The organism is Dokdonella sp. (assembly GCF_017744955.1).
Classification (GTDB): Bacteria; Pseudomonadota; Gammaproteobacteria; order Xanthomonadales; family Rhodanobacteraceae; genus Dokdonella_A.
The window spans coordinates 17,585-42,136 of record NZ_JAGIAG010000002.1; the positions used below are offsets into that span (position 1 = coordinate 17,585).

Here is a 24,552-nt window from a genome sequence, read left to right on the forward strand (position 1 = left end):
GTCGGCCGCCCTTCAGGGCGGCGCTGCCTCAGGCTGCCTGTCGCGACGCTCTCTTGCGATCGCTTTCGGTCAGGAACTTCTTGCGCAGGCGGATCGCCTTCGGGGTGACCTCGACCAGCTCGTCGTCCTCGATGAACTCGAGCGCCTGCTCCAGCGACATGCGGATCGGCGGCGTCAGCTGCACGTTGTCGTCCTTGCCGGCGGCGCGGATGTTGGTGAGCTGCTTCGCGCGCAACGCGTTGACGGTGAGGTCGTTGTCCTTGGCGTGGATGCCGACCAGCTGGCCCTCGTAGATCTCGTCGCCTTCGCTGACGAGCAGGCGGCCGCGCTCCTGCAGGCCGACCAGCGCGTAGGCCGGCGCCGGGCCCTGGCCATTGGAGATCATCACGCCGTTCGGACGCTTGGCGATCGCACCCTCGGCCTTCGGGCCGTAGTGGTCGAACACGTGGAACAACAGACCGGTGCCGGCGGTGATCGTGCGGAACTCGGTCTGGAAACCGATCAGCCCGCGCGCGGGGATCAGGTATTCCAGGCGCACGCGGCCCTTGCCGTCCGGCTCCATGTTCTTGAGCTGGCCCTTGCGCTGGCCGAGGCGCTCCATCACGCCGCCCTGGAACTGTTCCTCCATGTCGACGACGAGCTGCTCGATCGGCTCGCTGGAGACGCCGTCGATGTCCTTGATGATGACCTCCGGGCGCGACACGGCCAGCTCGTAGCCTTCGCGGCGCATCGTCTCGATCAGCACCGACAGGTGCAGTTCGCCGCGGCCGGAGACCTTGAACTTGTCCGGGTCGTCCGTTTCCTCGACGCGCAGCGCGACGTTGTGCAGCGTCTCGCGCAGCAGGCGATCGCGCAGCTGGCGGCTGGTCAGGAACTTGCCGCCGCTGTGCTCCTTCTGGCCGGCGAACGGCGAGTTGTTGACCTGGAAGGTCATGCTGATCGTCGGTTCGTCGACGGTCAGCACCGGCAGCGCCTCGGCTGCTTCCGGCGCGCAGACGGTGTCGGAAATGCCGAGTCCTTCGATGCCGTTGATCGCAATGATGTCGCCGGCTTCGGCTTCCTCGACCTCGCGTCGCTCCAGGCCCATGAAGCCGAGCACCTGCAGCACCTTGGCGTTGCGCTTCTTGCCTTCGCGGTCGATCACGGTGACCGGCATGTTGGTGCGCACCTTGCCGCGCTGCACGCGGCCGATGCCGATCAGGCCGACGTAGTTGGAATAGTCGAGCTGGCTGATGCGCATCTGGAACGGGCCTTCCGCGTCGACCGGCGGCTTGGGCACGTGCTGCATGATCGCTTCGTACAACGGCGTCATGTCGCCGGAACGCACGCTGTCGTCGAGGCCGGCGTAGCCGTTCAGGCCGGATGCGTAGATGACCGGGAAGTCGAGCTGCTCGTTGGTCGCGCCGAGGCGGTCGAACAGGTCGAAGGTCTGGTTGAGCACCCAGTCCGGACGCGCGCCGGGGCGGTCGACCTTGTTGATCACGACGATCGGGCGGAAGCCCATCTGGAACGCCTTCTGGGTGACGAAGCGCGTCTGCGGCATCGGCCCGTCCATGGCGTCGACCAGCAGCAGCACCGAGTCGACCATCGACAGCACGCGCTCGACTTCGCCGCCGAAGTCGGCGTGCCCGGGCGTGTCGACGATGTTGATGCGGTTGCCGTTCCAGGTGATCGCGGTGTTCTTCGACAAGATCGTGATGCCGCGTTCTTTTTCCTGGTCGTTGGAGTCCATCACGCGTTCGGCCAGGACCGTGCGTTCGTTGAACGTACCGGACTGCTTCAGCAGCTGGTCGACGAGGGTGGTCTTGCCGTGGTCGACGTGGGCGACGATGGCGATGTTGCGCAGGTTTTCGATGGACATGCGAATGGCGCGGCCTCCGAACGAAAGCCACGCGAGAGAATTGGGGAACGGCGATTATACCGTGTTGCGGTGCAAAACGCTGGGTCGGACATGCGCAAGCTGAACGAAAGCCCCGATCGATGGGGAAGCTACGCCGCTGGCGCCGACCCTCGTCGGTGCGATCCTCGTCGGCGCGGCAGCCATGGCCAGTGGTCCCAACCCTTCGAATGCGCCGCTTCGGCGCCCCGGCGCGAGCGCAGGGTCGAGCGTTAGTTCGTGCGGCGTTGAAGCGAGGAGGCAGCCGCGCAACCGCATGCGCATCGCCAGGTCGACGTGTAGATCTGGATCGAGCGCACCCGCGCCGTGGTGCCGCTGCCGATCGAGGTCCGCGCGGGCGTCGAGGAGACCTAATCCCTTCGGCGTGTGACGCGCGCCGTCGGCGACGGTCGGGTAAAGTGCGCGTCGCGGACGCGCTCCGCCTTCACGTCATCTCGAGGATTTCCCATGTCACTGACTGCCACGATCGCGACGTCGCGCGGTCCCATCCACCTGCGCCTGTTCGACGACAAGACCCCGATCACGGTCGCCAGCTTCGTGAACCTCGCCCAGCGCGGCTTCTACAACGGCAAGACGTTCCATCGCGTGATCCAGGACTTCATGATCCAGGGCGGCTGTCCGCTCGGCACCGGTACCGGCGGCCCCGGCTACCAGTTCGACGACGAGATCGTGGCCGATCTCAAGCACGATCGTCCCGGCATCCTGTCGATGGCGAACGCCGGCACGCGCATGGGCCGCGGCAGCAACGGCAGCCAGTTCTTCATCACGCACACGGCGACGTCGTGGCTGGACGGCAAGCACACCGTGTTCGGCGCGGTGCTCGGCGCGGACGACCAGAAAGTCGTCGACAGCATCCGTCAGGACGACAAGATCGAATCGATCACGATCGAGGGCGACACGATGGCCTTGTTCGCCAATCCGAAAGTCGCGCCGAAGCTCGAGGAATGGAACCGCGCCCTCGCCGCGCGCTCGGCCTGACCACGCGATCGTCGTGACTCGGGCCGGTGTTTCCGCGCCCGGGTGCAGGGATTACCTGCGCAGGTTTGCGGGATTTGCCGGATCGTCGGCCGGATCGTCGGCGCCTATCGTGGCGCCGCCGGTTCGAAACCGATCGGCGGACCGGCAACCCTTCGCAACCCGAGCAACGAGGTAGTCCATGCATCGCAATTCGAAAAACCTATCGCGTCGGCATGTATCGCTGGCGCTCGCAGTAGCGTTCGGCGGCGTGCTGGCAGGTTCGGCGCTGGCGCAGAACGCAGCGCCGCCGGCTCCGAACAACGACGAACCCGAAAAGGTTCAGAGCGGCGCGACCGATCCGAAGGTTCTCAAGACCCAGCCCATCCCCGGTCTTCCGAGCGGTCCGGGCGCACGTGCGCAGAGCAGCGGCACGGTCGAGCTGGCGAGCGCCACCCTGCAGACGAACAAGGCGCGCGACCTGTCGATCCGCTTCACCAGCGAGTGCTTCGTCTACACGCAGGGCACCAACGGTCAGACCCAGAACCAGGATCAGACGCAGTCCCAGGCGAGCGTGACCACCTGGGTCGAGGTCGACGGCCAGCCGGTACCGATCGGCGGATCGTCCGATTCCACCGGTGAACCCGACGACGGCAAGGTCGGCCTCTGCGCACGCTCGCAGGATCTGAGCTCGACGCTGCCCGACGACGCGGTCATCGACCTGGCGGTGCTGTCGCAGTCGGCGCACGGATTCAACTGGAGTGCGCTCAACGCCGAGGCAGGCGAGCACACGATCAAGGTGATGGGCAAGCTCGACGCGAGCGTGGACGGTTCGGGCGCGGGCAATGCCGCGGCCGTGATCGGCAAGCGGACGCTGCAGGTGCAGGCCGTGAAGCCGAGCGCACCGGCGCCGGAAGAAAAGAAGCCGTCGAACGGCTAGCCATGCGGATCGTCGGGGAGATGCGACGAGACGGCGACGATGTCCTGAATGCCCCGTTCGAGCGGGCGCGGCACCCGCCGCGCCCGCTTCTCGCGTTCAGGTTTCCCGTGTTCAGCGGCGAGTTCCCGGCCTTGTGCTCGAATCCGCCGTCTGAGCACCGCCCTGGCCGGAAAGGATCGAAGGCTCACCGACACTCGAGCGGCCGCGTCGCGGTTCGACGAAGAACCCGCCGGGCTCGATGCCCGCGCGATCGCGATGCGGCCCGCAGTGGCCTCGACAAGATGCCCAGCGTCCGATACGGGATCGGCGAACGGTCCGTCGGCCGGCCGTCCCGAAGCGTTCCGCTGCGCTGTCGCCGTGATGGGCGGATGCACTCGAGATGGAGGCGCAAGCCTGTGGTCGAGCGTATCCAATTGATCGTCGCCAGCGCCGAAGACGTCGTCCTCGCGCGACTGCGCGGGCGCGAGTTCGCCCGGGCGCTCGGCTTCGCGCCGCCCGACGCGATCCTGATCACCACCGCCATCGCCGAACTCGCGCGCAACATCCTGAGCTACGCCTACGACGGCACGCTCGGCCTGCGCCGCGTCGAAGACCGGCATCGCGGCGACGGCTGCGTGGGCCTGGCGATTCGTGCGCAGGACAAAGGCCCCGGCATCGCCGACGTGGAACGCGCCCTGCTCGGCGGCTACTCGACCTCCGGCCGGCTCGGCGTCGGTCTGTCGGGCGTGTGCCGCATCATGGACGAGGTGACGGTGAAGAGCGGAGCGGGGCGCGGCACCATCGTGACCGCGACCAAATGGCTGGGTGCGCAGGCGTCGCGATGAGTGCGCCGACGCCGACCAACATGCTCGGACGCTATTCGCAGGCGCTGCAGGATTTTCTGCTGCGCGACGACGAGGCCGGCCTGCTGCGCGCCTACGAACTCGGCCGCGAAGCGGTCGCGCGCGAACGCGGCCTGCTCAATTTCGTCGACATGCATCGCCGCCTCGTCGAGCGCATCGACGCGCAGATGCCGGCGTCGCTCGGGCGCGAGGATCGCTCGCTGCGCTTCCTCACCGAGAGCCTCGCCGCGTTCGCGCTGCTGCACATGCGCGACCAGGAGGCGAACGCCGCGTTGCGGCAGATGAACGAACTGCTCGAGAACGAGGCGCGTCGCATCGCCCGCGCCTTGCACGATCAGGCCGCGACGATGCTCGCGGTGATCTATCTCGATCTCGCCGATGCCGGACGCGAGGCGGCCGACTCCGTGCAGAGCGAGCGTGTCACGCGCATCGTCACCCACCTCGACCAGCTGCGCGAACAGCTGCGCCGCCTCTCGCACGAACTGCATCCGCCGATGCTGGACCAGCTCGGCCTGGTGCCCGCGTTGCGTTCCCTGACGGAAGGACTGACGCGCAACGCCGGCCTGGAAATCACGCTCGGCGCGGCCGATCTGAACCTGCCGACGACGCTCGCGACGGTCGCCTATCGCGTCGTCCACGAGGCGCTGACCAATGTCGTGCGGCACGCGCAGGCGCAGCACGTCGACGTGCGCCTGTGGTTGCGCAGCAATCGGCTGCAATGCGTCGTGCAGGACGACGGCGTCGGTTTCGACCTGACGCAGCGGCGCAAGCGCGCCTTCGCGACCGGCCTCGGCTTGATCGGCATGCGTGAACGCGTGCACGCGCTGCAGGGACGCCTGCACATCTGGTCGGCACCTGGGCACGGCACGATCGTGCGCTTCTCGCTGCCGCGCTCGCAGACGAGGCGTGCGTGAACGTCCTGCTCGCGGACGATCACGCGATGTTCCGGCAGAGCCTGCGCGCGCTGCTCGAGCGCGAAGGTCTCGAAGTCGGCGCCGAAGCCGGCGACGGCCGCGAGGCGGTGCGGCTGGCGGCGAAGCATCGGCCCCGCGTCGCCGTGCTCGACTTCAGCATGCCGCTGCTCAACGGCATCGAGACCGCGCGGGCGATCCGCAAGCGCGCACCGCAGACGGCGACGATCCTGCTGACGATGTTCGAGGAGGACGACTACGTGCTCGGCGCGCTCGCCGCCGGTGTGCGCGGCTACGTGCTCAAGGCGCAGGCAGCCTCCGATCTCGTCACCGCGCTGCGCGAAGTCGCCAACGGCGCGGTCTATCTGAGTCCGGGCATTTCCGGCGCGCTCGTCGACTACCACCTGCAGCGAGGGCGCGCGAATGTCGACCCGCTGACCGATCGCGAACGCCAGGTGCTGCAGCTCGTCGCCGAGGGCAAGACGATGCGCGAAATCGCCACCTTGCTCAGCGTCAGCGTCAAGACCGCCGAATCGCATCGCACGCGGCTGATGCGCAAGCTCGACTTGCACAACACGGCCGGCCTGGTGCGCTACGCGATTCGCAGCGGACTGATTCAGGCCTGACGCAACGGCGAGAACATCCTCATCGGTGTCATGCACGCGAGCGCGGACATTCGTTGCAGGCGGTCGTTGGATCGTCCTTCAGCGATGGGAACCGTCTCCCGTTCGCCCAAAGCGGCAAAGTTCGGCTTGCGGTTTCCGCCGAAAAAAAGAAGGCCGCCCGGGGCGGCCTTCTTCATGTGCCGTGAACGAAAAACTCAGCCGGCGTTGCGGCGCACGATGCGATAGATCGCGAGCAGGATCAGCGAGCCGATCACGCCGCCGATGAAGCCGGACGGCTGGACCTCGCCGGCGGGGCCGGTGGTGCCGAAGATGAAATGGCTCAGATAGCCGCCGAGGAACATGCCGGCGATGCCGAGGATCGCGGTGACGATGAAGCCGCCCGGATCCCTGCCCGGCATCAGGAACTTCGCGACGATGCCGACGACCAGGCCGACGATGAACATCCACAACCAAGACATAGAACCTCCTCTGAGGGGACACGCACCGACACTGTAGCGCAGACGGCGCCGCCTGAGGCGGACCAATTCGACGTAGACAAACGTTTACCTCGACGCGCCGATTTTCGAGTTCGGTCGCGGCCGCGATCAGCGTGTTCGTCGCGATTCGCGCAAGCCGGCGAGGAAGACCTCGGCCGCGCGCTGGACCAGTTCGTCCGGGTCGACCTCCGCCTCCACGTGCACGTCGATGCGGTGATCGAGCACGAGCGCCGCGACGCCGTGCGCCATTGCCCAGGCGGCCAGCGTCTCCGACGTCGCCGGTGCGGCGACGCCGAGCGCCTGCATCACCTCGCGCAAGGTTTCGAAGGCGAGGCCGGAAATGCGCATCAGCTCCGGATACGCATGCTTGTCGAGCGCGTCGCCGAACATCAGGCGCCACGCCTCCGGCTCGTCGCGCGCGAACTGCACGTAGGCGCGCGCCATCGCGACGAAGCGCCGTTCGGCGTCCTCGCGCGCGGGCAGGGCGGCGAAGCGCTGGTTCAACCGTTCGAAGCCGCGGCCGGCGAGATCGGCGAGCAGGGTCTCGCGGTTCGCGTAGTGCCGATACGGAGCGGCGTGCGAGACACCGGCGCGGCGCGCGATCTCGCGCATGCCCACCGCGGCGGCGCCGTCCGCTCCGAGCAGTTCTTCGGCCGCCCGCAACAGCGCCTGGCGCAGGTCGCCGTGGTGATAGGCGGCGGCTGGTCGCGCGCGCGCGGCGGGCTTGGTCGGGCGTGTCATCGGTTCGAGGGTAGGAGCCAATGTTGACGACGTCAACATTCGGCGCTACCGTCGCCGCAAAGTCCTTCGCCGGAGACCTGCCATGCTCTCGACCGCGCGCCTCGACGGTCCCGCCGTCTTCCCGGATCAGCGCCTGCCGCAATTGTTGCGCGTGCAGCATCAGGCGTTCCGCAAGGACATGAATCCTTCCCGCGAAGTCCGCCTGGATCGGTTGAACCGGCTCGAGCGCCTGCTCGACGCGGACGCCGAGCGCGAGTTCGTCGAGGTGATCGCGCAGGACTTCGGCAACCGCTCGCGCGTGGAAACGGTGTTCGCCGAATCGATCTTCACGCGCAATGCGATCAAGCACGCGCGGGGCCACCTGAAATCGTGGATGAAGCCGCGGCGCGCGCCGACCGCGCTGACGCAGAAACCCGGTCGCGCGCTGCTGCTGCGTCAGCCGCTCGGCGTGGTCGGCATCATTAGCCCGTGGAACTATCCGCTGCAGCTCGCGCTGGCGCCGCTGGTCGGTGCGCTCGCCGCCGGCAACCGCGCGTTGCTGAAACCGTCCGAGCTGACGCCGCGTTTTTCCGAAGCTTTGCAGCGGCGCATCGCTGCCGTGTTCGCCGAGGACGAAGTCGCCGTCGTCACCGGCGACGCCGAGGTCGGCAAGGCGTTCGCCGCGCTGCCGTTCGATCATCTGGTCTTCACCGGTTCGACCGCGGTCGGCCGTCTCGTCGCGCAGGCGGCGGCGAAGAACCTGACGCCGGTCACGCTCGAGCTCGGCGGCAAGTCGCCGGCGATCGTCGACGCCTCGGCCAATCTCGCCCTGATCGCCGACCGCATCGCGTTCGGCAAGCTGCTCAACGCCGGCCAGACCTGCATCGCGCCCGACTACGTGCTGGTGCCGACGGGACAGCGCGACGCGCTGGTCGAGGCGCTGCGCACGTCGATGACGCGCATGTATCCGACCATCCAGGACAACCCCGACTACACCAGCATCGTCAGCGACCGCCATTACCAGCGTCTGCGCGACCTGGTCGAAGAAGCGCGCGCGCGCGGCGCGACGGTGATCGAACTCGCGCCGGCGGGTGAATCGAGCGATCCGGCCAGACGCAAGCTCGCGCCGACCCTGCTGCTCGACGTCGACGACGACATGCGCATCATGCAGGAGGAAATCTTCGGGCCGCTGCTGCCGATCGTCGTGCGCGACACGCTCGACCAGGCGATCGACTACGTCAACGCGCGCGAACGGCCGCTGGCGCTGTACTGGTTCGGCGAGGATCGCGCCAGGCGCGAGCGCGTGTTGAACGAAACGATCGCCGGCGGCGTCACCGTCAACGACACGCTGATGCACATTGTGCAGGAAGCATTGCCGTTCGGCGGCGTCGGTCCGTCGGGGCAGGGGCACTACCACGGCGAGTTCGGCTTCCGCCAGTTCTCGAAGGAGAAGCCGGTCTTCATCCAGTCGCGCTTCGCCGGCGCGCGCTTCCTGTATCCGCCGTACGGCGCGGTCGCGGAGAAGCTGCTGAAGCTGCTCGCGCGGGTGTCCTGAGCCGTCGGACGGGTACTCCGAAACGGTATTTCGAGTGGATTCCGGAGCTGCGGCGGACCGACCGCGAGCCGGCGGGCGGCCTGTGATAAAATCGATAGTTGCAGTTGCAACTTTCCGTCTCCGAACCCTCGCAGGACAGTCATGCCGAATCTTGCGGCGCGCATGAGTCGCGCCAAACCCAGTGCGATCATGGCCGTGGCCGAAAAAGCCAAGGCCCTCAAGGCCGCCGGCCGCGACATCATCAGTTTCTCGATCGGCGTGCCGAATTTCCTGCCCGGCGAGCACGTCTACGCCGCCGCGCGCGAAGCGCTGACCAAGGACAGCGGCCAGTACGGCTCGAACCGCGGCCCCGACGCGCTGCTCGACGCCTTCATCAAGCACCTCGATGACGGCGGTCTGAAGGGCTACGGGCGCAAGAACATCGCCACCGGCATCGGCGCCAAGCACATGCTGTACAGCCTGGCCGAAGCGCTGCTCGACCCGGGCGACACGATCGCCTTCGCCGTGCCGTACTGGACCACCTACGTCGACATCGCCGACATCGTCGGCGCCGAGAAGCGCCTGCTGCCGTGCCCGGCCAGCCAGAACTACAAGCTGACGCCGGCCCAGCTCGACGCGGCGCTGCCCGGCGTGAAGCTGTTCCTGTTCAACAATCCGTCGAACCCGACCGGCATGGTCTACACCAAGGACGAGATCGCCGCGCTGGCCGACGTGCTGGTGAAGCATCCGGACGTGTGGATCGTCTGCGACGACATCTACAACCGCATGGTGTTCGACGGCGTCGGCTACCACAACTTCGTCAGCGCGCGGCCGGAACTGCGCGAGCGCACGGTACAGGTCGATTCGATCTCCAAGACCTACGGCATGCCGGGTTGGCGCGTCGGTTTCATCGCCGGCCCGGAGAGCGTGGCGCAGGCGATGGTCACGCTCAACTCGAACCACATCACCAACGTGCCGGAAGTCGTCAACGCGGCGGCCACGGCGGCGCTGGCGGGACCGCAGACGGTGACCGAGCAGAAGTGCGCGGAATTCCAGGCCAAGCGCGACGAAGTGCTGGCCGCGGTGCTGTCGATCCCAGGCGTGGTCTGCCCGCGTCCGCAGGGCGCGTTCTACGTGTTCCCGGACATCTCGGTCGCCTTCGGCAAGAGCCACGACGGCGTGAAGATCGGCAACGACGTGGAGCTGTGCAACGCGCTGCTCGAAAACAAGGGCGTCGCCTGCGTGCCCGGTTCGGCGTTCGGCGATCCGAACGCGCTGCGCATCTCCTACACCTGCCCGACCGCACAGTTGTCGGAAGGCCTGAAGCGGTTCCGCGAATTCTTCGCCGAACTGTCCTGATCCGATGCGACGACTCGCGCTCGCACTGCTGACCGGCGTCGCCGTGGCGACGCTGGGGGCATGTGCGCGCCGCGCGCCGGTCGACCATGCCGCCTTGCGTGCCGCGGTCGGCGGTGACACGGTCGTGCTGCTGTCGGCGACGTGGTGCGGCTACTGCAGCAAGCTGCGCGCCGATCTCGACCGCTGGGGCGTGCGCTACCGCGAGTACGACGTCGAGAACAGTCCGGAAGGCGTGCGCGCGGCCGGTGTCTTGCGCAGCCCCGGCGTGCCGGTGCTGCTGGTCGGCGAGCGTCGCTTCGTCGGCTACGTGCCCAACCAGATCCATCAATCCCTTTCCGAAGCCGGCTTGCTGCCGGCTTCGGCGCATTGACGGAGCGGTTCGAACAATCGCTCCGGCACACGGATGTGCCGCCGCGTCGGACACGCGAGTGTTCGACGTGGAAAACGTGGCGCGGCCGGGCCGCGACCGTTTTCTCGCGAGCCGCGGCGGGACGCCCGGTTTCGCGAACCACCCGAATTTCCTGCACTACTGCGAGGTCCTCACGATGAAAGCTCCCGTCCGAGTTGCCGTCACCGGCGCCGCCGGCCAGATCGGTTACGCCCTGCTGTTCCGCATCGCCGCCGGCGACATGCTGGGGCCGGATCAGCCGGTGATCCTGCACCTGCTCGAAATCACGCCCGCGCTGCCGGCGCTGCAGGGCGTGGTGATGGAACTCAACGACTGCGCCTTCCCGACCCTGGCCGGCATCGTCGCGACCGACGACGTCAACGTCGCGTTCAAGGACGTCGACTACGCGCTGCTGGTCGGTGCGCGTCCGCGCGGCCCCGGCATGGAGCGCAAGGACCTGCTCGAGGCGAACGGTGCGATCTTCGCGCCGCAGGGCAAGGCGCTGAACGACCACGCCAAGCGCGACGTCAGGGTGCTGGTGGTCGGCAATCCGGCCAACACCAATGCGCTGATCGCGCAAGCCAACGCACCCGACCTCGATCCGGGCCAGTTCACCGCGATGGTGCGCCTGGACCACAACCGCGCGCTGTCCCAGCTGGCCGAGAAGACCGGCGCGCACACGACCGACATCAAGAAGGTCACCATCTGGGGCAACCATTCCTCGACCCAGTACCCGGACATCCACCACACGACGGTGAAGGGCAAGGCGGCGCTGAGCCTGGTCGACCAGACCTGGTACGAGAAGGACTTCATCCCGGTCGTGCAGCAGCGCGGCGCGGCGATCATCAAGGCGCGCGGCGCGTCGAGCGCCGCATCGGCCGCGTCGGCTGCGGTCGACCATATGCGCTCCTGGGCGCTCGGCACCGCCGAGTGCGACTGGGTCTCGATGGGCATTCCGTCCGACGGTTCCTACGGCATCGCGCCGGGCGTGATCTACGGCTATCCGGTCACCGTCAAGGACGGCAAGTACGCGATCGTGCAGGACCTGGAGATCAACGCGTTCTCGCGTGCGCGCATGGAAGCGACCGAGAAGGAACTGCGCGAAGAGCGCGCCGGCGTCGAGCATCTGTTCGCCAAGAAGTGATCGGTGCGATCCGTCCAGGATCGCCGCGGCCGGAATCGGTCTCTGCAGTCTGTACGGTGGGCGCCTTCGGGCGGCCCACCCGCGGCCGTCGATGGCCGCACCTTTCAAGTGGAGGGAAAGCCATGCACAAGATTCTCGTAACGTTCTTGCTCACCGCCTTGTCCAGCACTGCGGCGATCGCCGGCGAAGGCATGTGGACGCCGGACAACCTGCCCAAGGCGGAAGTGCAGGCGAAATACGGCTTCACACCGGATGCGAAGTGGGCCGAGCACGTGCAGAAGGCCGCGCTGCGTCTGGCCGGCGGCTGCTCGGGCTCGTTCGTGTCGCCGAACGGCCTGGTGCTGACCAACCACCACTGCGTGAACTCCTGCGTGCAGCAGCTCTCCAGCGCCGAGAAGGACTACATCAAGTCCGGCTTCCTGGCGAAGGAGCAGAAGGACGAGATCAAGTGCCCCGAGATCGAGCTGAACCGGCTCGACCGGATCGTCGACGTCACCGAGCGCATCCGCCAGGCGACCGCCGGCAAGAGCGGCGAGGACTACAGCAAGGCCGAGAAGGCGATCAAGTCCGAGATCGAGAAGGAGTGCGTCGGCAAGGACGGTGCGAACACGCGCTGCGACGTCGTCGATCTGTATCGCGGCGGCGTCTACGACCTCTACAAGTACCACCGCTTCCAGGACGTGCGCCTGGCGTTCGCGCCGGAACTGGAGATCGCGTTCTTCGGCGGCGATCCGGACAACTTCAACTTCCCGCGCTATGACCTCGACATGGGCCTGCTGCGCGCCTACGAGAACGGCAAGCCGGTGCAGGTGAAGGACTACTTCCCGTTCTCCAGGAACGGCGCCGAGGAAGGCGAGATGACGGTCATCGTCGGCAACCCGGGCGGCACCGACCGCCAGCTGACGATCGCCCAGCTCGACTTCGCGCGCGACGACGAGCTGATCCCGTACCTGCTGCTGCTGGCCGAGCGCCGCGGCGTGCTCGAGCAGTTCCGCAGCCAGAGCGCCGAGAACTGGCGCGTCGCGCAGAGCGACCTGTTCGGCACCGAGAACTCGTTCAAGGCGCTGCGCGGCCGCCTGCAGGCGCTGCAGGATCCGGCGGTGTTCGAACTCAAGCGCAAGCAGGAGAAGGAGCTGCGCGACTTCGTCGACGCCGATCCGGCGCGCAAGCAGAAGTACGGCGCGGCCTGGGACGAGATCGCCAAGGCGGTCGCGCTCCATCGCAACATCGAGGACCGCTACAACTACATCGAGTACAGCCGCGGCTTCTACTCGCGCTACTTCGAGTACGCGCGCACCCTGGTGCGCGGTGCCGCCGAGCGCGGCAAGCCGAACGCCGAGCGCCTGCGCGAATTCAGCGATTCGCGACTGCCGAGCGTCACGCAGCGGCTGTTCTCCAGCGCACCGGTGTATCCGGACTACGAGAAGGTCAAGCTCGGCTGGTCGCTGTCCAAACTGCGCGAGGCGCTCGGTACCGACGACGCGTTCGTCAAGCAGGTGCTCGGCAAGGAGTCGCCGGAGGCGCTGGCCAAGCGGCTGGTCGACGGCAGCAAGCTCAACGACCCGGCCGTGCGCAAGGCGCTGTGGGAAGGCGGCGCGGACGCGATCGCCAAGTCCGACGATCCGTTCATCGCGCTCGCGCGCAAGGTCGACGGCGACGCGCGCGCGATCCGCAAGCGCTACGAGAACGAGATCGAGTCGGTGATCGACAAGAACTCCGAGCTGATCGCCGAAGCGCGCTTCGCCAAGTACGGCACCAGCGTCTATCCGGACGCGACCTTCACCCAGCGCTTCTCGTTCGGCGAGGTCAAGGGCTGGGACGAGAAGGGCGTGCCGGTCAAGCCGTTCACGACGATCGGCGGCGCGTTCGAGCACGCCACGGGCTCCTATCCGTTCGCGCTGCCGCAGAGCTGGCTCGATGCCAAGTCGCGGCTCGACCTCGACCAGCGCTTCGACTTCGTCAGCACCAACGACATCATCGGCGGCAATTCCGGCAGCCCGGTCATCAACAAGAACGCCGAGGTCGTCGGCCTGGTGTTCGACGGCAACATCCATTCACTCGGCGGCGACTACTGGTACGACGAGCGTCTGAACCGCGCGGTGTCGGTGCACAGCGGCGCGATCCTCGAGGCGCTGCGCAAGGTCTACGGCGCCGACGCGCTGGTCAAGGAAATCGAAGGCGCGCGTCGCTGAGGCCCTCCTGAAAACGGCGTCGTGCCCGCGTGCGCGGGCATGGCGCCGTGCGGGATTCGCCGATACCTCCGTCGGCGCGATCCGATCCGATCCGACTCGGTTCGGCTCGGTCTGTTGCATGGCTTGCCCTGACGGACCGGTATCCTTCCCGAGCATGACCTTCTTCCCATCTCCGGGAGGAATCGCATCGGTTACTCTGCCCGCGAAGGCCGCCGGTAGGCGTTTCGCCCGCCGGCGCGGCGATTCTTGCGGGAGGAAACCATGCACATCCGGTGGACGGCGGTAGGGCTGCTGGCGCTGCTTGCGGGCAGCGCGTCGGCGGCGACGTTGGACGAGCTCGTCGCGAAGAACCTCGAAGCGCGCGGCGGCGCCGCCAAGCTCGAGGCGATCAAGACGCTGAAGACGAGCGGCAAGCTGCTGATCGGCGATCAGTTCGAGCTCGGCTTCGCGCAGTACCAGAAGGCGCCGGAGTCGATCCGGGCGGAGGCCAGCCTGCAGGGACTGACGTCGGTCCAGGCGTGGGACGGCCGCGAAGGTTGGCAGATCTCGCCGTTCCAGGGCCGCAAGGACCCCGAGAAGATGAGCGCCGACGACGTCAAGTCGCTGGCCGACGAAGCGCCGATCGGCGGCGCGCTGTTCGACTGGAAGGCGCGCGGCAGCAAGCTCGAGTACCTCGGCACCGAGGACGTCGACGGCACCGAGGCGCACAAGCTCAAAGTCACGCTGAAGAACGGCGACGTCGAATACGTCTACCTCGATCCGGACCATTACCTCGAAATCCGCATCGTCGCGCAGCACAACGTGCGCGGCACCCAGGTCGTGCGCGTCAGCGACTACGGCGACTACGAACAGGTCGCCGGCGTGTACTTCCCGTTCTCCATCGCCACCGAAAGCAAGGGTGACGGCGGCAAGCAGCAGGTCACGATCGAGCACGCCGAAGCGAACGTGCCGATGGAGGATGCGCTGTTCGCGTTTCCGGCCCCGGCCGCGACGAAGGGAGCCGCGAAATGAGCACGCACTCGATGAAGAAGGGAATGGTCGGCGGCGGCCTGCTCGCGGCAGCCGCGTTCGGAGTGGCAGTGGCCGCTCCGGCCGCGCCGGAGGCGCGCTTCGACGCCGGCGTCGTGTCCGGCCTCGGCGCGCGCAACATCGGCTCGGCGGCGATGAGCGGGCGCGTTTCCGCGCTCGCCGCGGTGCCGGGCAAGGACGGCAAGACGACGCTGTTCGTCGGCGCCGCCTCCGGCGGCGTGTGGAAGTCCGACGACGGCGGTACCACGTTCAAGCCGGTGTTCGACAAGCAGCCGGTGCAGTCGATCGGCGCGATCGCACTCGATCCGTCCAACCCGCAGAACGTGTGGGTCGGCACCGGCGAGCCCTGGACACGCAATTCGGTCTCGATCGGCAACGGCATCTACAAGTCCGGCGACGGCGGCGAGACCTGGAGCTACCTCGGCCTGCCCGAGTCCGAGCGCGTCGCCAAGATCCTGATCGACCCGCGCGACGGCAACACGGTCTACGCCTGCGTGCCGGGCAAGCTGTGGAGCGATTCGGCCGAGCGCGGCCTGTACAAGACGCGCGACGGCGGCAAGAGCTGGAATCTGGTCCTGAAGGGCAAGAACCTCTCCACCGGCTGCGCCTCGATCGGCTTCGATCCGAAGAATCCCGACGTGCTGTTCGCCGGCCTGTGGGACTTCCGTCGCAAGGGCTGGAGCTTCCGTTCCGGCGGCGAGTCGCCGGACGCGCCGTCCGGCAGCGGCCTGTTCCGCACCGCCGACGGCGGCGCATCGTGGACCGAAGTCACCGATGCGGCGAACAAGGGCTTTCCGAGCAAGCCCTACGGCCGCATCGCGGTCGCCGTGGCGCCGTCCGACGCGAACGTCGTCTACGCCCTGGTCGAGTCGACCGACTCGGCGCTGTACCGCTCCGACGACGGCGGCAAGACCTGGGACAAGCGCGACAAGAGCCAGATGATGGTCTGGCGGCCGTTCTACTTCGCCAATCTGATCGTCGACCCGAAGAATCCCGATCGCCTGTTCAAGCCCGATCTCGGTCTGATCCAGAGCCTCGACGGCGGCAAGAGCTTCGCCAACGTCGGCGGCGGCACGCACGGCGACCATCACGACATCTGGATCGACCCGACCGACACCCAGCACGTGATCAGCGGCGACGACGGCGGCCTGTGGCAGTCCTTCGACGGCGGCAACAAGTGGTGGAAGCAGAACAACCTGCCGATCTCGCAGTTCTACCACGTCAGCGTCGATCAGGCCGATCCGTTCCGCGTCTACGGCGGCCTGCAGGACAACAGCTCCTGGGTCGGCGACAGCGCCTATCCCGGCGGCGTCACCAACTCGCGCTGGGAGAACATGTACGGCGGCGACGGCTTCTGGATGTTCGAGGATCCGGCCGATCCGGCCTACCTCTACGCCGAGTACCAGGGCGGCTCGATCGCGCGCATCAATCGTCACACGCACGAGATCCGCTTCGTGCAGCCGATGGCCGAGTACAAGGAAAAGCTGCGCTGGAACTGGAACACGCCGATCGCGCTGAGTCCGAACGAGAAGGGCGCGATCTACATCGGCTCGCAATTCCTGTTCCGCTCGAACGACCACGGCCAGAGCTGGCAGCGCATCTCGCCCGACCTGACCACCAACGACCCGCAGAAGCAGAAGCAGGAGGAATCGGGCGGCGTCACCGTCGACAACTCCGCGGCCGAGATGCATACGACGATCTACTCGATCAGCGAATCGCCCAAGCAGGCCGGCCTGATCTGGGTCGGCACCGACGACGGCAACGTGCAGCTGACGCGCGACGGCGGCAAGTCGTGGAGCAACCTCACGCGCAACCTCAAGGGCGTGCCCGAGCATTCCTGGGTGTCGTGGGTGCAGGCCGGCGCATTCGAGCCGGGCACCGCCTTTGTCGCCTTCGATCGCCACACCTTCGGCGACATGGCGCCCTACATCTATGCCACGCGCGACTACGGCCAGAGCTGGACCGCATTGGTCGGCCCGAAGGACGCGAAGGGCATGCGCGGCTACGTGCACGTGATCCGGCAGGATCCGGTCAAGCCGGACGTGCTCTACGCCGGCACCGAGTTCGGCCTGTGGATCTCGATCGACGGCGGCCGCGAGTGGGCGCAGTTCAAGGGCGGCGAGATGCCGGCGGTGGCGGTGCGCGACCTCGCGTTCCAGAACCGCGACGCCTCGCTCGCGCTGGCCACGCACGGTCGCGGCATCTGGATCGTCGACGACCTGACGCCGCTGCGCGCGCTCGACGCGAAGGCGCTGGCGAGCGAGGCGGCCTTCCTGCAGGCCAAGCCGGTGCAGCAGCGCATCAACGCGTTCGGCGGCTGGTCGGAAGGCGATGCGAGCTTCAGCGGACCCAATCCGCCGGCCGGCGCCGACATCGTCTACTACCAGAAGAGCCGCCACCTGTTCGGCAAGCTCAAGCTCGAGGTGCTCGATTCGAAGGGCGAGGTCGTCGACACGATCCCGGCCAGCGTGCGCCGCGGCATCAACCGCGTGAACTGGTCGATGCGCGCCAAGCCGCCGCGCGTGCCGCCGGCGGCGCAGGTCGCCTTCAATTCGACGCAGGGACCGCGCGTGCCGCCCGGCACCTACACGGTGCGCATGACCAAGGGCAAGGACGTCTACGAGACCAAGCTCGACGTCGGCCTCGACCGCCGCATCGCCTACGGCACCGCCGATCGCCAGGCGCAGTACGACACCGCGCTGCGCGTGCGCGACCTGTTCGGCCGCATGAGCGACCTGGTCCACAAGATCAACGCGGTGCGCGCGCAGGCGGACGAACGCGCCGGCAAGCTCGGCGGGAACGACGCGCTGCGCAAGCCGCTGCTCGCGCTGAAGGACAAGGTCGACACGATCCGCAAGAAGATCGTCGCGACCAAGGAAGGCGGCGCGATCACCGGCGAAGAGCGTCTGCGCGAGCACATGGACACGCTGTACGGCGCGATCACGATCTACGAGGGCAAGCCGACCGACTACCAGCTCGCCCGCGTCGACACGCTGCAGCGCGAACTCGGCGACGTGGAGCAGGAGTTCGCCAAGTTCCAGTCCGGCGATCTCGCCCAGGCCAACGCGAGTCTGCGTGCGGCGAAGCTCGAGGAGATCGCGGTGCCCGCCGCGGCGCCGGAAGAGGCGTCCGCCGCGCGCGGCGGACGCGAGGAAGAGCGGCGCAATCCGTTCGAGCGCGATTGAGAGGACGGGTCGGAGCGCATCCGATCCGATCTTAGAAGCAACCTGTTTTCCCTTCCCCGGCAAGCGGGGGAAGGTGCCAGAGGCGGATGGGGGGAGTCGGAGTGAAACGCTTCACTCCGATTGCCCTCACCCAACCCTCTCCCGCAAGCGGGAGAGGGGACAGTGGCGACAACGAATGAGTGGAGCGCTCTCTGGCCGGATCGAGCGGAGCGCGACCGCCTCAATGTGGCAAGACATACCCTTCAATCCAGCCGCTTGCGGAACCGCAGCACCGCGACCGACAGCATCACCACGACGAACGCCGCCAGCGCCGCGAGTTCGTGCCACATCTCGCCCAGGGCCGCATCGCGCAGCATGATGCCGCGGATCAGGCGCAGGAAATGCGTCAGCGGGAAGATCTCGGCCAGCCATTGCGCCGCGCGCGGCATGCCGTCGTAGGGGAACATGAAACCCGACAGCAGGATCTGCGGCAGGAAGGTGAAGAACGCCATCTGCATCGCCTGGAACTGGCTGTCGGCGAGCGTCGAGATGAACACGCCGAGCGACAGCATCGCCGCGATGTAGACGATCGCCGCGAGATAGACCTCCAGCAGCGAGCCGCGCACCGGCACGTCGAACACCAGTTCGCCGAGCAGCAGGATCAGCGTGACCTGCACCAGGCCGATGCCGACGTAGGGCAGCACCTTGCCGATGGTCAGCTCGAACGGTGACAGCGGCGTGGCGATCAGCATCTCCATGTTGCCGCGCTCGCGTTCGCGCACGATCGCCATCGCGGTGAAGATCACCATCGTCATCGCCAGGATCACGCCGATCAGGCCGGGCACGGTGTTGATCGGCGCGCGCCGTTCGGGGTTGTAGAAGTTGACGATCTCGACCGACGGCACCGCGCGCGTGCCGGGCCGGTTCGCCGCCGCGCCGTAGTCGAGCGAGGCGAGCGGAAACGCCGACAACTGGCGTGCCGCGGCCTGCACCGACTGGTCCGAACCGTCGACGACGACCTGCCACGCCGGGCGGTCCGGCCGCGCCAGGCGCGTCTCGAAATCCTGCGGGATCACCACGGCGACGCTGATCTCGCCGCGGCGCATCGCCGCGTCGATTTCCTGCGGCGCGGCGACGACGCGGCGGAAGTCGAGCACCTGCGAGGAGGCGAGTTCGGCGACCAGTTCGCGCGAGTGCATCGTGTTCGCCTGGTCGAGCACGGCGGCCGGCAGGTGGCGGATGTCGAGGTTGATCGCGAAGCCGAACAACAGCAGCTGCAGCGTCGGGATGCCGACGATCATCGCGAAGGTGAGACGGTCGCGGCCGAGCTGCACCAGCTCCTTGCGCACTACCGCGAGCAGGCGCGCCAGGCTCATGCGGCCGCCTCGACGGCGGACTTGCGCGTCGCCGCGACGAACACGTCTTCGAGGTTCGCGGCGACCGCTTCGACCTCGGCGTCGGCGTCGATCGCGCGCACGCGCTCGCGCAGCCAGTCGGCGCCGTCGCGGCGGTCGGTCAGCACGCGCAGGCTGCTGCCGATCTGCGCGACGCCGAGCACGTGCGCTTCGCGCGCGAGCGCCAACTGCACGCGGCGCGGCTGGCCGCAGTCGACGCGGAAGGTCGAGCCGGGCAGGTCGGCCATCAGGCGCTGCGGGCTGCCGTCGGCGACCAGGCGGCCGCGATCGAGGATGGCGAGTCGATGGCAGCGCTCGGCTTCGTCCATGTAGTGCGTCGACACCAGCAAGGTCGTGCCGGCCTCCGCGAGGTCGAACAGCGCGTCCCAGAAATCGCGTCGCGACTGCGGATCGACGGCGCTGGTCGGCTCGTCGAGCAGCAGCAGCTCAGGCTCGTGCAGCACCGCGCCGGCGAGGGCGAGGCGCTGCTTCTGGCCGCCGGACAGCGTGCCGGCGAGGCGTTCCTTCAGTTCGCCGAGGTGGTAGCGCGCGTACATCTCCTCGAGCCGCGCGCGCGCCGACGCGCCGCGCAGTCCATGTACGGCGGCGAGAAATTCGAGGTTCTGGCGCACGCTGAGGTCCTCGTACAGCGAGAACTTCTGCGTCATGTAGCCGATCGCGCGCTTGACCGTCTCGGCGCCGCGCGGCAGCGCCTGGCCGAGCACGCTGACCTCGCCTTCGCTCGGCCGCAGCAGGCCGCAGAGCATGCGGATGGTGGTCGACTTGCCGCAGCCGTTCGGGCCGAGGAAACCGTAGATCTCGGCGCGGCGCACGTCGAGGTCGAGATGATCGACCGCGACCAGGTCGCCGAAGCGCTTGGTCAGACCGTGCGCGACGATGACCGATTCCTGCGCGCGCGCTTCAGCCGCCATCGCCGCCGCTGCCTGCTTTCGAGCAATCGGCCTGCGCCGGCAGGCCGGCGGGGAGCTTCGCCGCCGCCTCGCCGGACAGCACCAGTTCGGCGCGATAGGCGAGGCGGCTCGCGTCGGCGCCGGTCAGTGCGTAGTACGGCGTGAACGCGGGGTCCGAGCGCAGGCTGCGGATGGTCGCGTCGAATGCGCTCGCGACGCCTTGCACGTGCACGCGGCAATGTGCGCCCTCGTTCAGCGTGGCGCGCTGCGAGGCCGGCACGTAGACGCGCGCATACGGCGCCGGCCCGGCGAGCAGGCTCACCAGCGGCGCGCCGAGCGGCGGCTGGTCGCCGAGCTTGAACGGCAGCGCGTCGACCTCGCCGTCGCGCGGCGCGCGCACGTCCAGTCGCGCGCGCGTCAGCGCGGCATGCTCGGCGGCGGCTCGCGCGGCGGCCAGCGCCGCCTCGGCCTGCTCGATGTCCTCGATGCGCGTTCCGTTGAGCAGCTCGGTCAGGTTCGCGCGCGCCGCGTTGGCGCTCGCGCCGGCGGTGCGCAGCGCGGTCTCCGCGTTGTCGAGGTCGGCCTGCGCGATCAGGCCGCGCTTGCGGATCTCGGCCAGCCGATCGCGTTCGCGTTGCGCGTTGGCGCGCGTCGATTCGGCGCCGGCCAGCGTGGCGCGCGCGGCGTCGATGGTTTCGATGCGCGTGCCGCGGCGCAGTTCGGTCAACGCGGCTTCGGTGCGGCGCTGTTCGGCCTGCGCTTGCGCGAGCGCGGCGTCGCTGCGGCGTGGGTCGAGGCTGAGGATCGGATCGCCGGACTTCACGTGCGCGCCTTCGGCGACCGCGATCGACAGGATCGGCTCGGAGGCTTCGGCGGCGACCGCGACACGATCCCATTCCAGCGTGCCGAGCAGCTGCGGCGGTTCGTGCTCGCCGCAACCGGCGAGGAGGGCCGTGGCGATGAGCGCGATGAGCCGCAGGTTCGCTCGATGGCCGAATCGATCGATGCATTCACGCATGTTCGAGCTCCAGTCCGCGCCCGAGCAGGGCGAGGGTATGGGTGGCGAGCCGGCCCGCGTCGACGTCGTCGGCGTCGAGCAGGCGCGTCCAGATCGGCCGTGCGGCGAACGGGAACACGGTCAGGCCGATCAGCGACACGACGGTCAGGCGCGGGTCGAGATCGCGGTTGATCTGGCCGCTCGCCTGCGCCGCGGCGATCGCGTCGCGCAGCAGAGGAGCGATGCGCGAGGCGACGCCGCGCAGCAGGCGTTCGCGCAGCAGTCCGCCTTCGGTGAGCACCTCGCGCAGCCACAGAGGCGGCAACCATGGATTGGCCTCGAGCACGCGGAACAGGCTGCGCACCAGCGTTTCGATCTGCCGCGCCGGGTCGTGCGCCTGCGCGAGCAGATCGGCGCGCACGGGTTCGAGCAGCGGCAGCACGCGTTCGTCCATCAGCGCGTCGAGCAGGCGGTCGCGGCTGCCGAAGTAGTAGTGCAGCAGCGCCGGCGTGACGCGCCCGCGCCGCGCGATCGCGGCCAGCGGCGTCGCCGCGATGCCGCGCTTGGCGAACAGCGCCAGCGCGACGTCGAGCAGGCGCCGGCGTTCGTCGCCGCGCGTGCGGGCGGGGCGTCCCGGCGCGCGGCCGGACGGGTTCTTGCGTGTCGGCATGCCCACACAATAATTAACTGAATAATTAATTTCAAGCGGCGGTCGTCGATCGCGCCGCAGCCTTCTTCGACCATTGTCGTAGCCCGCCCCGGTGCGCCGTACCTTAGGCTTGCACGGCGATCGCGAGGGAGACGTGCGATGACTTACGAAGAGCTCTACCGGCAATCGATCGAGCAGCCGGAGGCGTTCTGGGCCGAACAGGCGAAGGCGATCGACTGGCACGTGCCGCCGCAGCGGATCCTCGACTATTCCGATCCGCCGTTCCGGCGCTGGTTCGTCGGCGGCGAGACCAACCTGTGCCACAACGCGATCGACCGCCATCTGGCCGGGCGCGGCGACCAGCTCGCCCTGGTGGCGATCTCGACCGAGACCGGACTCACGCGCGAGATCACCTATCGCGAGCTGCATCGCGAGGTGAACGCGTTCGCCTCGGTGCTGAAGTCGCTCGACGTCGGCCGCGGCGACCGCGTCGTGATCTACATGCCGAACATGGCCGAGGCGGTGTTCGCGATGCTCGCCTGCGCGCGCATCGGCGCGGTCCACTCGGTCGTGTTCGGCGGATTCGCCGCGCACAACCTGGCCCTGCGCATCGACGACGCGCAGCCCAAGCTGCTGATCTGCGCCGACGCCGGCATGCGCGGCGGCAAGGTGATCCCGTACAAGCCGCTGGTCGACGCGGCATGCGCGCAGGCGCAGTCGCCGCCGCCGCGCGTGCTGATCGTCAGCCGCGGACTCGATCCGGACCTGGTACGTGTCGAAGGGCGCGACGTCGACTACACCGAGCTGCACGCGCGTCACGACGGTGCGACGGTGCCGGTGGAATGGCTGGAGTCGAATGAGCCGAGCTACCTGCTCTACACCTCGGGCACCACCGGCAAGCCGAAGGGCGTGCAGCGCGACGTCGGCGGCTACGCGGTCGCGATGGCGCTGTCGATGTGGGCGATCTACGACGTGCGCGCCGGCCAGACGATGTTCTCGACCTCCGACGTCGGCTGGGCGGTCGGGCATTCCTACAACGTCTACGGTCCGCTGATCGCCGGCGCGACCTCGCTGCTCTACGAAGGCCTGCCGACGCATCCGGACGCCGGCATCTGGTGGCGGTTGTGCGAGCAGTACCGTGTGCGCACGATGTTCTCCTCGCCGACTGCGATCCGCGTGCTGAAGAAGCAGGACGTCGCCTGGCTGCGCAAGTACGACCTGTCGGAACTCAAATGGCTGTTCCTCGCCGGCGAGCCGCTGGACGAGCCGACCGCGCAGTGGATCACCGACGGCATCGGCAAGACCGTGGTCGACAACTACTGGCAGACCGAGACCGGCTGGCCGGTGCTGACCTTGATGCCGGGGCTCGACCTGAAGCCGGTCAAGTTCGGCTCGCCCGGACTGCCGAGCCCGGGCTACCGGCTGCGCGTGATCGACGAAGTCAGCGGCAACGACGCCGCGCCGAACGAGAAGGGCGTGCTGGTGATCGTGCCGCCGCTGCCGCCCGGCTGCATGACGACGATCTGGCGCGACGACGCGCGGTTCCGCTCGAGCTACTTCAGCCACTTCAAGGAGCTGCTCTACAGCTCGCTGGACTGGGCGGTGCGCGACGAGGACGGCTACACCTTCATCCTCGGCCGCACCGACGACGTCATCAACGTCGCCGGCCACCGCCTCGGCACGCGCGAGATCGAGGAGTCGGTCGCCACGCACGCGAGCGTCGCCGAGGCCGCGGTGGTCGGCGTGCAGGACGAGTTGAAGGGGCAGGTGCCGGTGGTGTTCGCGACCTTGAAGGCGGCCGGCGCCGACGAGCAGACCAAGCACGCCACCGCCGACGCGATGCAGCGGCGCGTGATCGAGAGGCTCGGCGGCGTGGCCAAGCCGGCGCGCATCTACATCGTCAACGCGCTGCCGAAAACGCGCTCGGGCAAGCTGCTGCGGCGTTCGCTGCAGGCCTTGGCCGAGCAGCGCGATCCGGGCGATCTGTCGACGCTGGACGACCCTGGCGCGTTGGAAGAGATCCGCCGGGCGCTTGCGCGCGGCAGCGACGTCTGAGCCGTCGATTCACGCGCTGGCGACGAACGCCGCGCGTTCGCCGGCGCTCTCGCTCCACCAGTCGCCGAGCGCGTCGATCAAGGGCACCAGCTTGCGGCCGGATGCGGTCAGCGCGTAATCCACGCGCAGCGGATAGCCGGGATGCGCGGTGCGCCGGACGACGCCGGCCGCTTCGAGCTTGCGCAGTTCCAGGGTCAGCATGCGGTGCGAAATGCTCGGGTTGTCGCGCCGCAGTTCGTTGAAGCGCTTCGGTCCCGGTTGCAGGTAGTACAGCAGCAGGGTCGGCCAGCGCCCGCTGAGCAGCACCATCGCTTCCTCGATCGGACAGGGCGAGACGGCGGTCTTCATCGCGGGTGGCTCCGGTTACAAA

The 24,552-nt window shown here is 68.2% G+C and carries 22 protein-coding genes; 13 read left to right on the forward strand and 9 right to left on the reverse strand.

Features of this window, described 5'->3' with window-relative positions; genetic code table 11:
* Nucleotides 1-28: 28 nt before the first annotated feature.
* Entirely contained in the window at nt 29-1,861 is a 1,833-nt protein-coding gene (gene typA / locus J7520_RS05135; protein ID WP_291184977.1) for a translational GTPase TypA, read from the reverse strand.
* Nucleotides 1,862-2,344: 483 nt separating this feature from the next.
* On the opposite strand from typA, the gene J7520_RS05140 reads away from it, so the two are divergent.
* The 5 genes from J7520_RS05140 to J7520_RS05160 all read left to right on the forward strand — a co-directional run bounded on the left by J7520_RS05140 (nt 2,345) and on the right by J7520_RS05160 (nt 6,170).
* A complete protein-coding gene (locus J7520_RS05140; RefSeq protein WP_291184979.1) occupies nt 2,345-2,875 on the forward strand; it encodes a peptidylprolyl isomerase in 531 nt (176 codons plus the stop codon).
* Between the two features lie 178 nt (nt 2,876-3,053).
* Nucleotides 3,054-3,791, forward strand: a complete 738-nt coding sequence (locus tag J7520_RS05145; protein ID WP_291184981.1) for a hypothetical protein — start codon at nt 3,054-3,056, stop codon at nt 3,789-3,791.
* A gap of 395 nt (nt 3,792-4,186) precedes the next feature.
* Complete coding sequence (locus J7520_RS05150; protein WP_291184983.1) at nt 4,187-4,615, forward strand: ATP-binding protein; 429 nt, start codon at nt 4,187-4,189, stop codon at nt 4,613-4,615.
* Nucleotides 4,612-5,547, forward strand: a complete 936-nt coding sequence (locus J7520_RS05155; protein ID WP_291184987.1) for a sensor histidine kinase — start codon at nt 4,612-4,614, stop codon at nt 5,545-5,547. Before J7520_RS05150 ends, J7520_RS05155 begins: the two co-directional genes overlap by 4 nt.
* A complete protein-coding gene (locus J7520_RS05160; RefSeq protein WP_291184989.1) occupies nt 5,544-6,170 on the forward strand; it encodes a response regulator transcription factor in 627 nt (208 codons plus the stop codon). The genes J7520_RS05155 and J7520_RS05160 overlap by 4 nt, the downstream gene beginning before the upstream one ends.
* On the opposite strand, the gene J7520_RS05165 is transcribed toward J7520_RS05160, so the two are convergent.
* The 3 genes from J7520_RS05165 to J7520_RS05175 all read right to left on the reverse strand — a co-directional run bounded on the left by J7520_RS05165 (nt 6,161) and on the right by J7520_RS05175 (nt 7,387).
* Nucleotides 6,161-6,346, reverse strand: a complete 186-nt coding sequence (locus J7520_RS05165) for a hypothetical protein (RefSeq protein WP_291184991.1) — start codon at nt 6,344-6,346, stop codon at nt 6,161-6,163. The two genes, J7520_RS05160 and J7520_RS05165, sit on opposite strands and share 10 nt — an antisense overlap.
* Nucleotides 6,347-6,364: 18 nt before the next feature.
* Nucleotides 6,365-6,628 (reverse strand): GlsB/YeaQ/YmgE family stress response membrane protein, encoded by a 264-nt coding sequence (locus tag J7520_RS05170; protein WP_291184994.1) that lies wholly within the window; start codon nt 6,626-6,628, stop codon nt 6,365-6,367.
* Between the two features lie 126 nt (nt 6,629-6,754).
* On the reverse strand, nt 6,755-7,387 hold the full coding sequence (locus J7520_RS05175; protein WP_291184996.1) for a TetR/AcrR family transcriptional regulator: 633 nt from the start codon (nt 7,385-7,387) through the stop codon (nt 6,755-6,757).
* Between the two features lie 82 nt (nt 7,388-7,469).
* Between J7520_RS05175 and J7520_RS05180 the strand changes: the two genes are divergently transcribed.
* From J7520_RS05180 to J7520_RS05210, 7 genes are all read left to right on the forward strand, one after another.
* The gene (locus J7520_RS05180; RefSeq protein WP_291184998.1) at nt 7,470-8,921 is read left to right on the forward strand and encodes a coniferyl aldehyde dehydrogenase; all 1,452 of its coding nucleotides are present in this window, start codon (nt 7,470-7,472) and stop codon (nt 8,919-8,921) included.
* A 162-nt stretch (nt 8,922-9,083) separates the two neighbouring features.
* Complete coding sequence (locus tag J7520_RS05185) at nt 9,084-10,259, forward strand: aminotransferase class I/II-fold pyridoxal phosphate-dependent enzyme (RefSeq protein WP_291185000.1); 1,176 nt, start codon at nt 9,084-9,086, stop codon at nt 10,257-10,259.
* A gap of 4 nt (nt 10,260-10,263) precedes the next feature.
* On the forward strand, nt 10,264-10,629 hold the full coding sequence (locus J7520_RS05190) for a glutaredoxin family protein (protein WP_291185004.1): 366 nt from the start codon (nt 10,264-10,266) through the stop codon (nt 10,627-10,629).
* 175 nt (nt 10,630-10,804) lie between these two features.
* On the forward strand, nt 10,805-11,791 hold the full coding sequence (locus J7520_RS05195) for a malate dehydrogenase (RefSeq protein ID WP_291185007.1): 987 nt from the start codon (nt 10,805-10,807) through the stop codon (nt 11,789-11,791).
* A gap of 122 nt (nt 11,792-11,913) precedes the next feature.
* Nucleotides 11,914-13,983, forward strand: a complete 2,070-nt coding sequence (locus tag J7520_RS05200; RefSeq protein ID WP_291185010.1) for a S46 family peptidase — start codon at nt 11,914-11,916, stop codon at nt 13,981-13,983.
* A gap of 261 nt (nt 13,984-14,244) precedes the next feature.
* Complete coding sequence (locus tag J7520_RS05205; RefSeq protein ID WP_291185013.1) at nt 14,245-14,994, forward strand: hypothetical protein; 750 nt, start codon at nt 14,245-14,247, stop codon at nt 14,992-14,994.
* Nucleotides 14,991-18,197, forward strand: a complete 3,207-nt coding sequence (locus tag J7520_RS05210; RefSeq protein ID WP_291185015.1) for a hypothetical protein — start codon at nt 14,991-14,993, stop codon at nt 18,195-18,197. The genes J7520_RS05205 and J7520_RS05210 overlap by 4 nt, the downstream gene beginning before the upstream one ends.
* A gap of 242 nt (nt 18,198-18,439) precedes the next feature.
* Here J7520_RS05210 and J7520_RS05215 read toward each other — a convergent pair whose 3' ends face one another.
* The 4 genes from J7520_RS05215 to J7520_RS05230 are packed head-to-tail and all read right to left on the reverse strand — an operon-like array spanning nt 18,440 to nt 22,148.
* Nucleotides 18,440-19,552 carry an ABC transporter permease gene (locus tag J7520_RS05215; protein ID WP_291185018.1) on the reverse strand — a complete coding sequence of 371 codons (1,113 nt, stop codon included), beginning with the start codon at nt 19,550-19,552 and terminating at the stop codon, nt 18,440-18,442.
* Nucleotides 19,549-20,469 (reverse strand): ABC transporter ATP-binding protein, encoded by a 921-nt coding sequence (locus tag J7520_RS05220; RefSeq protein ID WP_291186496.1) that lies wholly within the window; start codon nt 20,467-20,469, stop codon nt 19,549-19,551. Before J7520_RS05220 ends, J7520_RS05215 begins: the two co-directional genes overlap by 4 nt.
* A 22-nt stretch (nt 20,470-20,491) precedes the next feature.
* Nucleotides 20,492-21,499: an HlyD family secretion protein gene (locus J7520_RS05225; RefSeq protein ID WP_291185021.1), complete on the reverse strand. Its 1,008-nt coding sequence runs from the start codon at nt 21,497-21,499 to the stop codon at nt 20,492-20,494.
* Nucleotides 21,492-22,148: a TetR/AcrR family transcriptional regulator gene (locus J7520_RS05230; RefSeq protein ID WP_291185023.1), complete on the reverse strand. Its 657-nt coding sequence runs from the start codon at nt 22,146-22,148 to the stop codon at nt 21,492-21,494. The genes J7520_RS05225 and J7520_RS05230 overlap by 8 nt, the downstream gene beginning before the upstream one ends.
* Nucleotides 22,149-22,286: 138 nt before the next feature.
* Between J7520_RS05230 and prpE the strand changes: the two genes are divergently transcribed.
* Nucleotides 22,287-24,182 (forward strand): propionate--CoA ligase, encoded by a 1,896-nt coding sequence (prpE, locus tag J7520_RS05235; RefSeq protein ID WP_291185026.1) that lies wholly within the window; start codon nt 22,287-22,289, stop codon nt 24,180-24,182.
* A gap of 9 nt (nt 24,183-24,191) precedes the next feature.
* Here prpE and J7520_RS05240 read toward each other — a convergent pair whose 3' ends face one another.
* Nucleotides 24,192-24,530: a helix-turn-helix domain-containing protein gene (locus tag J7520_RS05240; protein ID WP_291185029.1), complete on the reverse strand. Its 339-nt coding sequence runs from the start codon at nt 24,528-24,530 to the stop codon at nt 24,192-24,194.
* Nucleotides 24,531-24,552: the final 22 nt, after the last annotated feature.